The following is an 11,219-nucleotide window of genomic DNA, read 5'->3' as shown; positions in this document are numbered from 1 at the left end:
TTGCCTTTCACTAACAGTTCCTACTGCCAAGTCTGTGGTGGACTTTCACCACCTAGTTATAACTCATGCCGGGCGCACGATCCACTTGGTAAAGTGTTTTTCTTTACCAAGTTAGCTGACACTGAGCCCACGGAAAGAGAATCCATTTGGGACTGCGATTACTCGTCCCACCAAAACCGTCTGGTGACGTAGCGGGTTATTAACTTACGTCACTAGTTAATGTGCTTTTTATATCAAGTCAGAATATTTAAAAGCAACAATATTTACGAGAATTTTTTTCAAAATTAATGCGATATATCACTAACTCAATCGTATATATAATGACTGGATAAATGGAATGGGGGATTATAGCTTGAAAGATGACATATTTAGTGAAATTTATATAACATACTTCCCCTATGTTTACAGGTACCTTTATGGATTAACGTATCATAATCAAATAGCAGAAGATTTAACACAAGATACCTTTATTAAAGCATTCTCGATTCTTCAAGCTCCCAATGAGAATATTAAATCCTGGTTATTAGTTGTTGCCCATAACCACTACGTTGATTATGTTAAAAAAAACAGAAGATTGGTTTTTCGAGAAGAAAGCTTATTTGACCGAATCAAAACAAAGGATTTCACAGACCAACTAATACTAAATGAAAGTACCGGTTCCGCTTTTGGATTAATTAAGAGGCTGCCCGAAAAGCAGCGTCAAGTAATACTATTATGCTTGGTCAATGAAGTTTCCTACCAACAAGCTGGAGTAATTCTAGGAATTAGTGTTTCTGCAGTGACAAATTTGATTTACAGAGCAAGGAAAACACTTAGGGATTTGAGGAGGCAAACTGATGAACAATGATTTCGAGGAAAAATTACGACGTTATGAAGAAGGAAAGTTGAACGATAGTGAAGAAGAAGAAATCGAAAATGAAATAGAAAAATACACTGCCATATCAGAATATCTTACCATGGAGAATAACGCATTAATTAATGAGTTGAAGCAAGGGATGCCAGTAAGAAATAAAGAAGAGTCAATGCCGGCTAAACAGTTAAAGCGGAAAGTTAATAAACGGATTATTAAGATGACTGCAATTTCAGTTGTTTCTATTTTAATCATACTAACTATTGCAAAATTCTTAACAACAACTATTGCAACAGCTTTATTTGAGTTAGACCATAAAGAAGCGTTTGTAGAGAGAGAAACAGTTGTTCAGCTAACCGCGATGTTTTATCCTCAATTTGTTTCAAATAATAGTGGCACGAAAAAATTTGCAACTACACAACAAGCGGTACATGTGTCTCTAGAAAATATAGTCGGAAACACAAAAGTAGATGAAACAGAGCTAAATGTTCACTATAGTTTTGGGAAGCCCAAGCAAGTAACAACCGAACACCTTCCATTGTTAGGAGAGGCTTCTTCTCAAGTAAATAATTTTGGGGATGGATTTGATATTCTAGAAAATGCCCCAGAAGGCACAAAAGCGAGAATAAAAGTAGTATTTAGTGAATCATTAAGTGTAAACCAATTAAGAGAATTAAAAGAGACACTTTCAACTCAAATAAATACTCTAGATATTACACCTTTGGCAGCAATTGGTTCTGATTTTGTAGTAGCTAACCCATCCTATTATGTATTCAGACCAGTTTATCCGTATGATAGTAATAATACAGCATACTATGAAGATGCAATTATAAAACAAGAGCTCTATGAAAACATGGATAACGAGGCTCACACTGAGTCATATATCAGCAACCTCAATTTGATTAAAAACAACAAAGAATTAGTAAATATAATGTTCTATCATACATTTGCAGATTCAACTATTGATAAAATTATTACAAATGTAAAGAGAGATGGCGTTGAATATATTGGAATGTATCTTACTGCAGACAGTAAAGAGCTATTGTCACTTAAAGATCATTCAGAAGTTGATCGTATATGGGTAGAAAATATAGTGGTGTGGTAATATATTTTACATTTTCAAAGCTCCGTCACCTTGTTGTGGTGAGGAGCTTTTGTTATTTTTTAAAAAGTTTGAGAACGTCCAAATGATAATTCTCTCAACTCTTTAGTTATATCATATTTATTTGATTTCATATTTTTTACATTTATCATATAAATTTGTTTTACCTAACCCTAGTAATTTTGCAGCTTCGATTTTATTTCCATTAGTAAAGATAAGTGCATTCTTTATCTCTTGTTTCTCTACTTTAGCTATCGTTTTTTTTAATGGTGATACTTGTAGTAACTCTGCATCTTTAGGGGGATTGGTTACAGATGATCCACCTCTACTAGCTACTGTCTCAGGATCTCTTAAATATAATGGTAGATGAGACAATTCAATTGTTCTTCCATCTAACACATTTATTGCACGTTCTAACACATTTTCTAACTCCCTTACATTCCCTGGCCATGAATGGTGTTTGAATCTCTCAATAACTTCAGATGACAGAAGCGTTCCAGATCTATAAAAATTCCGTTCTAACTTTTCCAGGATTTTAATAGATATAGGTGCAATATCTTCTTTTCTTTCTCTTAGCGGTGGAATTTCTATATTTATTACGTTTAACCGATAAAATAAATCTTTACGAAATTTCCCTTCATCAACCATCTTCATCAGGTCTTGATTGGTTGCTGCAATAACTCGCAAGTTAATTGGAATAGTACTTTGTCCACCAACTGGATTTATTTCATTTTCCTGTAAGGTTCTTAACAGTTTACTCTGCATTGATAATGGCATATCTCCAATTTCATCAAGGAAAATAGTTCCATCATTTGCTAAGTGGAGTTGGCCTTTCTTACCGCCCTTTTTTGCACCGGTAAAAGCACCATCTTCATATCCAAAAAGCTCTGACTCAAATAAATCTTGTGGAATAGAGGCGCAATTTAGCGCAACAAAAGGGTGTTCACTACGCATGCTACTATGGTGTATTGCGTGTGCAAATAATTCTTTTCCAGTACCAGATTCTCCTGTTAATAGAACAGAAGAATTACTTCCAGAGACTTTTTCAGCTAATTTTTTTGCTGCTAAAAAGATAGGACTACTGCCCGTTAAATCTGCAAAGTTATATTTACTTTGCAACTCCTTTTGTGCCTTTGTTTTATAAAAATTAAGTTCATCAATGAGGTCTTGTATTTTATTCTTTGATTGCCTTAAATTATCGGGGCCTGGATACTTCACTGTACCTAATGCTCCGACTAATTCATTATCAATGATTAATGGATAACGGTTAGCAATCATCACACTCCCATTAATTGGTTGTAGTCCTTCTAACTCTTCTTTCCCTGTTGTTGCCACAATATGCATACGTGTATTTTCAATAACTTGCTGAACAGGTTTTCCAATTGCAAATTCTTGTTTTACGTCTAAAAATTCACAGTATGTTGAATTAATAAATAGAATAATTCCTTCACGGTCAACCACGACAATTCTTTCAATTGTTAGATCGATTATTTCTTTAATCCAAGTAATTGGAAGCCTTTTCAAAATTGCGTTAGTCATATAAACACCTCGCATCAATCAGTCTGAATAAAGTATAACAAATATTTATTCTATAATATAGAGAGTATTAAGTATTAAAAGTATTAATACATTACAATTGAATAAAAAAACACTATACCTTATCCATTAGAACTAACCAATGAACAAGGTATAGCAGGTGAATTATACTATTTCAAAGCTATTAATATATTCCCATCGATGCAATTAAAATTGCTACTACAGCTGCAATAATTGGAATTACAATTGCAACAACTGCAATATCTTTGTAACTATTTTTATGCGTCATTCCAGTTATAGTAAGCAGCGTCAACACTGCACCATTATGTGGTAGCACATCTAGTCCACCAGAGGATAATGATGCAATTCTATGAAAGGCTTCAGGGCTAATGCCTGTATTAAGCGCTATCTCATAATATTTTGCTCCTAACGCTTCTAATGCAATCCCCATACCACCAGAAGCTGAACCTGTAGCACCAGCTAATAAGTTCACGGCAACTGCTTCAGAGAAAAGTGGGTTTCCGGGGATACCCATTATTAATTCAGTAAGTTTTTTAAAACCTGGAACTGTTTGAACTACTGTACCAAATCCTACGGCAGCACTTGTATTAATAATAGCTGTGATAGAGCCTGTTGCACCAAGGTTAATTGATTTTACAAATCCTTTTATTTTACTAATATTTAGAATTAAAATTAATAGAATACCCGCAAGTAACGCAACAACAATATCCCATTCAAGTAGATTTAGTGTTAATAATACTGTTAAAAGCGGTAAAAGAGATAAGTAAACATTTGGTGCGTCTCCTTCAACATTTATTACAGTTTTATCTTGTGGTTCAGTAAATAGGATACCCTTTTCGGTTAATTTCTTTTGACGCCAAACAAGATAAAAATAACCACCAAATGCCATGATAAGAGCAGCAACGATCCCCATTACTGGTGCTGCCATTGCATTCGTTTGAAAATACGGTATTGGAATTAGATTTTGAATTTGCGGCGTTCCTGGTAACGCTGTCATTGTAAAAGTAAAAGCACCTAATGCGATGGTGGCTGGCATTAACGTTCTACTTATATTTGCTTCACGGAATAATGATAACGCTAGCGGATATACTGCAAATACTACAACAAATAAACTAATACCTCCATATGTTAGTACTGCACAAGATAATAAAACACCTAATATAGCTCTTTTCGTTCCCATTAGTTTAGATAAAACAACAGCAATTGATTTTGCCATTCCTGTATCTTCCATTAACTTACCGAAAATAGCACTTAACATAAATACAGGAAACCACGCTTTAGCAAAACTTACAAATCCACCCATATACGTATTTGTGTAAGCGTCTAATAGATCTAGTCCACCTGTCAGTGCCACGACACCTGCGGCAATTGGTGCCACCCAAATAATTGACCAGCCCATAAAAGCAAGAACCATTAATACAATAAGACCTAATATTATACCGAACATTATCTTCACTCCTCAATGAGATTTGATAGAACCTCGGCAATTCAATCAATGATTAACTGTTAGATATTAATTATATACTTAAATTCATTAACTGCCGAGATTCTTTTTCAACATCAAACATTCCCCTTTGAAATTCACATTATAAGTACATCATCGATTCATTTATTGCGCTTATTGCGCTGTGTATCCTCCGTCAAGAACAACAGCTTGCCCAGTAACACCTTTTGCTTTTTCGCTAGAAAGAAAAATAGCATAGTCAGCTATTTCTTGCACATCCAACAGACGTTTTTGTGGCACTAAAGGATATAGCACTTCTTCTTTCACTGTTTCTAATGGCACATTACGTGTCTTGGCTAGATCTTCAAATTGTCCTCGAACAAGTGGTGTATCAACATAACCTGGACAAATTGCATTAACTGTAATGTTATGTTCTGCCGCTTCAAGTGCAGCAACTTTTGTCAATCCAATAACACCGTGTTTTGCGCTGTTATAGGCGGCTTTTCCAGCAAATCCAATTAAACCATTAATCGATGCCATATTTAAGATACGCCCAGATCCTTGCTTTTTCATAATAGGTAAAACATGTTTCATCGCGATAAATGGAGCAATTTGCATTACTTTTATCATAAACTCAAACTTCTCTGTTGGAAAATCTTCTATAGGAGACACGTGTTGTAAACCAGCATTATTGAAAAGCACATCAATTCTTCCATATTTCTCAACCGTAGCATCAATTGCGTTCTTTATTTCTTCCTCTTTTGTTACATCAACTTTTAGCCCTAAGCAATCATATCCCTTAGTTGTAAGATTTTCTGTAACGTCTTTTAGTTTTGCTTCATTTACATCAGTAAAAACTACTTTTGCACCATTCTTCAGAAATTCAACACCAATTTGATACCCAATTCCACTTGCTGCCCCTGTAACAAACACCACTTTGTTCTCCATAATAATCCTCCTACTATCTTTTTATTTTAAATCTATGTTAAGAACGAAAACGCTAAGTGTACACTTACTTTTCGATTTCTATTACACTAGCAGCTCCCATTCCTCCACCAATACAAAGCGTAGCTAAACCATAACGCAATTCACGTTTCTGCATTTCATGTATTAAAGTAACGAGTATACGTGAACCACTAGAACCTATTGCATGCCCCAAAGAAACCGCACCACCATTTACATTTAGTTTTTCACTTGGTATCTGCAAATCTTTTCCGACAGCTATTGATTGTGCTGCGAATGCTTCATTCACTTCAAACAAATCCATTTCATCAATTGAAAGTCCTGCTTTTAGTAGCGCTTTTTTTGTAGCAGGAACAGGTCCAATCCCCATTATTTGTGGATCAACCCCAGCCGTACTGTTTCCTTTTAATATTGCTAGTGGTTTAATTCCCATTTCCTCTGCCTTTCTTTTACTCATAAGAACTAAGGCTGACGCACCATCATTTATTCCAGAGGCGTTTCCAGCTGTAACTGATCCCCCGTTTTTAAAAGCAGGTTTTAATTTACCGAGCTTTTCAGCTGTTACACCAGGTCTCGGAAATTCATCTTTATCAAAAATAACAGGATCACCTTTTCGTTGCGGTATTTCTACAGGAACAATTTCTTCCTTAAATTTATTATCCTTTATTGCTGCTTCTGCTTTTTGTTGACTCCAAGCTGCAAATGTATCCTGTTCTTCTCTTGTTAAGTCATATTGATCTGCAACATTCTCTGCTGTTATACCCATGTGATAATCGTTTATAGCACATTGCAAACCATCCTCTGTCATACTATCTAGGATCTTTCCATCTCCCATGCGGTAGCCAGTTCTACCTTTCATTAAAAGGTAAGGAGACAGACTCATATTTTCCATACCACCAGCTACTACAACGTCTGCTTCTCCTAATTGAATCGCTTGGGCACCATAATGTACCGCTTTTAAGCCAGATCCACAAAGTTTGTTTATTGTAGTCGCAGGAACTTCTACTGGCACACCTGCTTTAAGTGCAGCCTGACGTGCAGGGCCTTGACCAAGACCAGCCTGTAAGACATTCCCCATAATCACTTCATCTACTTGCTCACCTTTTAATCCAGCTCGATTTAATGCTTCTTTAATAACAATTGCACCTAATTCTGTTGCTGGTGTTTTACTTAACGCCCCCATAAAACTACCTACCGCCGTCCTGGTGGCGCTAACAATTACAACATCATCCATTTCATTTCCCTCCTACTAATTAAGCTGTTTTAAGATTTGGACTTATTTTGAATGAAGCCTGTGTTTTTTCCTTTACAGTTTCAAGGTTTACTCCTTCTTGGAGCTCCTGTAATACTAAGCCTTCATCTGTTACGTTAAACACCGCAAGTTCAGTTACTATTAAATCTACAACCCCTTCACCAGTTAACGGTAAACTACATGTTTCAAGGATTTTAGGAGTTCCTTTTTTAGAACAATGTTCCATTGCGACAATCACTCGCTTCGCACCTGTTACTAAGTCCATTGCCCCACCCATACCTGGCACCATTTTCCCTGGAACCATCCAATTAGCAAGGTTTCCATTTTGATCTACTTCAAGCCCGCCAAGAACAGTCACATCAACATGACCGCCTCGAATTAGTTGAAATGAAAACAAACTATCAAAAAATGCACCACCCGGTTTAATCCCTGCAGGTTGACCTCCCGCATTAACAATATCTGGATCAGGATTATCCGTTGGACCTAAACCAATAAAACCATTTTCTGATTGCAAAATCACATTAACACCTTTTGGCAGATAATTAGGAATCATTGTTGGAAGCCCTATTCCAAGGTTAACAACATCACCATCATTCATTTCTAGTGCAACACGGGCAGCAATAATTTCTTTTGAACTTCTTTTATCCTCTGTCATGGTAGTTTCAGCTCCTTCACACTAAAATTTTGTCTACTAAAATTCCTGTAGTTACAACTTCATTTGGATCGATTTCACCAATTTCCACAATTTCTTCTACTTCTGCAAGAACCGTGTCTGCTGACAGAGCCATTAGCGGATTGAAATTACGTGCAGCACAACGATATACTAAGTTTCCAGCTTCGTCGGCTTTTTTAGCTTTTAAAATTGATATATCTGCTTTAAGTGGTGTTTCTAGTAAATAATCGCGTCCATCTACCTGAATTTTTTGTTTTCCTTCTTCAACCACAGTTCCGACTCCAGTTGGTGTAAGAATGCCACCTAAGCCAGAACCACCAGCTCGTACTCGTTCAGCAAGAGTACCTTGAGGAACAAGTTCTACTTCTAACTCATTCGCAATCATCTGTCTCCCAGTTTCGGGATTTGTACCAATATGTGAAGCAATCACTTTTTTAACTCGTTTGTTTGCGATTAAAGGACCTACCCCTTTGTCAATAAAAGCAGTATCATTAGCGATTAGAGTTAAGTCTTTTGCACCTGATTCCATTAAGATAGATACCAGCTTCTCAGAAGTGCCCACTCCCATAAAACCACCTACCATAACAGTCATTCCATCTTTAAATAGTGATAAAATTTCATTCTCTGTAGTGCGTTTACTCATTCTCGAAACACCTCCTATAATTTGTAACGCATAATAACTTAGTCTTTCTAATTATTCTAGTTGCAAAACTCGTGCCAACTTCGTCTGTAACTTAAAATTTTATTAACATGAAATTTCTAAAATAGTTGAAATCGCCTTTGTTAATGTAAGCGTTAACATTAAAATTAAAATATTTTCTACTTAAATGTTGAATAAACTTACTATATTTATTGGTTAATTAACCTGACTACTTTCCGGATAAATGGAATAATTCATTTTTCCGGAATAGAAATCGATAAAAATTCCTAAAAAGCGTAATATTCTCTCCTGTTATCAAACTTCACAATTAGTTTGAGTAATAGTTAGCTCTATATTACAACTTGATAATAAAAATTAACTTTATTGCACATTATACAAAAGACAGAACCTGTAGGTTATTTTTCATTTTTCTATACATTGGGGGTTGATTTTTTTATTAAATTAATTTAATGTATACAGTATAAAGTAAATCTTTTGAACAAAAGAGGTTGATAAAATTGTCCAATGAAAAAGAATCAATTGAGCAATCAAGAGATATTATGATTAGTGCAATCGCACAATCAATGGTTATTTATGGTGTTACTCCTTCTGTTGGCCGAATTTACGGGGTTCTTTATTTCTCCTCTGAACCATTAACCCTTGATGAGATAAAAGATCAAGTAGCAATGAGTAAAGCAAGTGTAAGTAATGGCATGCGAGAACTATTAGAAACGGATATGGTTACAAAGGTTTGGAAAAAGGGTGACCGAAAGGACCATTATGTTGCTGAAAAAGATTATCTACGTAACTTCCTATCCTTCTTCATCAAAAAGATTAGACAGGAACGCAATTTAATAATGAAAGCAACCGAACAAGCGCAGCCAACTTTAGAAAACATTGCAAGCCATACAACCGATCAACAAATAAAGGAAGAAGCAGAAAAAGATTTAGCTCTCATCGAAGATTCTCATAAATATTTTGATTGGACAATGCAGCTTGCAAATGCAATGGAATCTGGAAAGATTTTTGATCATTTACCAAAACACACTAAAAAGTAAGCAAGGGAGGTATATATATGAGTGACAAAAACACGGCTCTAGTACTCATTGACCTACAAAAAGAAAGTAATTTTGGGCTTGAGCAAATGGAGAATGTAATAACAAATTCTAAAAGATTAATTGACGGGTTTAGAGAAAAGAATATTCCTATTATTTATACGCGTCAAATCAATCGAGCAGATGGTGTCGGTCTTTCCTTAGGCGAGCCGCTTAATGATGATGGTACACCGTTTTATTACAACACCGCTACTGAAAGCATCGAGATTTTTGATGAAATAAAACCACAAGATGGAGATATCATTATTGATAAATATCGTTGGAGTGCTTTTCATGAGACTAGTCTAGATCTTACACTTAGAAGTCTAAATGTAACAGATGTTGTAATTGGAGGGGTTGTTACAGATGGCTGTCTATTAACATCTGTATTTGACGCCTATTTTAGAGATTACAATATCCATCTTGTTAAAGATATCTGTGCAGCATCTAATGAAGGATCCCATATGGCATCACTCATGATGATAGCTAATTGGGTATATGCCCTTAAAATGTATGATACGACGAACATCCTTAAGCGTATTAATGGCGAAGAATACAATGCTTGGGAATCAGATAAAGTTGATTCACTACATTACAGTGCTGAAAATATGCGAGAGATATTTAACCAATTAAAATAAAAGGGAGAAATTTAAAATGAAAAAGTTTTTACTACTATTTACTACACTAACTTTATTAGCACTTGCTGCTTGCGGCAACGGTGCAGACGAAGAAAATAATGCAACAAATGGCGATCAAGAAAATGAAGAAAAAGGAACAATCGTATTTGGACAAACACCTTGGTCAAGTACTGCACCACCAACACAAATTGCAAAACAGATTTTAGAGGAACAAGGTTATGAGATTGAAATACAGCATGTTTCTCAACCAGTTATCTGGGAAGGTATGCGAAATGAAGAAGTTGACTTCTTTATGGATGCTTGGTTACCATACACAGAAGCTCCTAGATGGGAAGAATTTCAAGATGATTTAGTAAAAGTAGCAACAAGTTATGAAAATGCACGTCTTGGTTGGGTAGTTCCTTCTTATGTAGAGGAAAACTCTATTGAAGATTTAAAACAAAACGCAGAAAAATATGATGAAGAAGTAGTTACCATTTCTGAAGGTGCAGGTATTGTTGAGATTTCTAAGGATCTAATGGCAGGTGAAAACCTAGAGGAAAAAGGCTTTGAACTAAAACCTTCTAGTGAAGGCGCAATGATTTCTGTTGCACAAAGTAAAATAGACAACGAAGAACCTGTTGTATTTACTGCATGGAGACCACACTCTATCTTCGCGCGTAACGACTTGAAATTCTTAGAAGGTCAAGAAGAATATTTTAAAGCAGATAATGTCTATGTATTGTCTTACAAAGGAATTGAAGAAGCGCATCCAGAAGCATATGAGATTCTATCTAATTGGAGCATATCTATTGAGGATTTAGAATCAATGATGCGTGAAAATGAACAAAACGGAACATCTTTTGAAGACTTAGCAGCAGAATGGATTGAGAACAATCGCGATAAAGTCGATCAAATGATTGGCGAGTAATGATGATACTCAACAACTAAAAAGAGCAGTTCGAACACAATGTGTTCGAACTGCTCTTTTTTATGTGTGCCCGGCATGTGCCCACCATAGAACAAA

Annotated in this window: 11 protein-coding genes; 5 read left to right on the top strand and 6 right to left on the bottom strand. The window is 35.6% G+C overall.

Features of this window, described 5'->3' with window-relative positions:
• Positions 1–352 precede the first annotated feature (352 nt).
• Together D2K40_RS06260 and D2K40_RS06255 are read left to right on the top strand one after the other, a co-directional pair.
• On the top strand, positions 353–847 hold the full coding sequence (locus tag D2K40_RS06260) for an RNA polymerase sigma factor (protein ID WP_162879149.1): 495 nt from the start codon (positions 353–355) through the stop codon (positions 845–847).
• Positions 837–1,955, top strand: a complete 1,119-nt coding sequence (locus D2K40_RS06255) for an anti sigma factor C-terminal domain-containing protein (protein WP_117154047.1) — start codon at positions 837–839, stop codon at positions 1,953–1,955. The genes D2K40_RS06260 and D2K40_RS06255 overlap by 11 nt, the downstream gene beginning before the upstream one ends.
• Before the next feature lie 117 nt (positions 1,956–2,072).
• On the opposite strand, the gene D2K40_RS06250 is transcribed toward D2K40_RS06255, so the two are convergent.
• The 6 genes from D2K40_RS06250 to atoD form a co-directional block, all read right to left on the bottom strand.
• Positions 2,073–3,491, bottom strand: coding sequence for a sigma-54 interaction domain-containing protein (locus D2K40_RS06250; RefSeq protein ID WP_117154045.1), 1,419 nt, complete (start codon positions 3,489–3,491; stop codon positions 2,073–2,075).
• Positions 3,492–3,672: 181 nt separating this feature from the next.
• Positions 3,673–4,956, bottom strand: coding sequence for a GntP family permease (locus D2K40_RS06245; protein ID WP_117154043.1), 1,284 nt, complete (start codon positions 4,954–4,956; stop codon positions 3,673–3,675).
• A 171-nt stretch (positions 4,957–5,127) separates the two neighbouring features.
• On the bottom strand, positions 5,128–5,904 hold the full coding sequence (locus D2K40_RS06240) for a 3-hydroxybutyrate dehydrogenase (protein WP_117154041.1): 777 nt from the start codon (positions 5,902–5,904) through the stop codon (positions 5,128–5,130).
• A 61-nt stretch (positions 5,905–5,965) separates the two neighbouring features.
• Positions 5,966–7,150 carry an acetyl-CoA C-acetyltransferase gene (locus tag D2K40_RS06235; protein ID WP_117154039.1) on the bottom strand — a complete coding sequence of 395 codons (1,185 nt, stop codon included), beginning with the start codon at positions 7,148–7,150 and terminating at the stop codon, positions 5,966–5,968.
• Between the two features lie 19 nt (positions 7,151–7,169).
• The gene (locus tag D2K40_RS06230; protein WP_117154037.1) at positions 7,170–7,823 is read right to left on the bottom strand and encodes a 3-oxoacid CoA-transferase subunit B; all 654 of its coding nucleotides are present in this window, start codon (positions 7,821–7,823) and stop codon (positions 7,170–7,172) included.
• Between the two features lie 16 nt (positions 7,824–7,839).
• Complete coding sequence (gene atoD, locus D2K40_RS06225; protein ID WP_117154035.1) at positions 7,840–8,484, bottom strand: acetate CoA-transferase subunit alpha; 645 nt, start codon at positions 8,482–8,484, stop codon at positions 7,840–7,842.
• Between the two features lie 515 nt (positions 8,485–8,999).
• Here atoD and D2K40_RS06220 point away from each other — a divergent pair.
• The 3 genes from D2K40_RS06220 to D2K40_RS06210 are packed head-to-tail and all read left to right on the top strand — an operon-like array spanning position 9,000 to position 11,123.
• Positions 9,000–9,539, top strand: a complete 540-nt coding sequence (locus D2K40_RS06220; protein ID WP_117154033.1) for a GbsR/MarR family transcriptional regulator — start codon at positions 9,000–9,002, stop codon at positions 9,537–9,539.
• 17 nt (positions 9,540–9,556) lie between these two features.
• A complete protein-coding gene (locus tag D2K40_RS06215) occupies positions 9,557–10,213 on the top strand; it encodes a cysteine hydrolase family protein (RefSeq protein WP_117154031.1) in 657 nt (218 codons plus the stop codon).
• Between the two features lie 16 nt (positions 10,214–10,229).
• Positions 10,230–11,123: a glycine betaine ABC transporter substrate-binding protein gene (locus D2K40_RS06210; protein ID WP_117154029.1), complete on the top strand. Its 894-nt coding sequence runs from the start codon at positions 10,230–10,232 to the stop codon at positions 11,121–11,123.
• Positions 11,124–11,219: the final 96 nt, after the last annotated feature.

This window comes from Paraliobacillus quinghaiensis (assembly GCF_003426025.1).
Lineage (GTDB): Bacteria > Bacillota > Bacilli > Bacillales > Amphibacillaceae > Paraliobacillus_A > Paraliobacillus_A quinghaiensis.
Note: the sequence above shows the minus strand (reverse complement) of the source record. Positions and strands in the feature narration are given on the sequence as shown.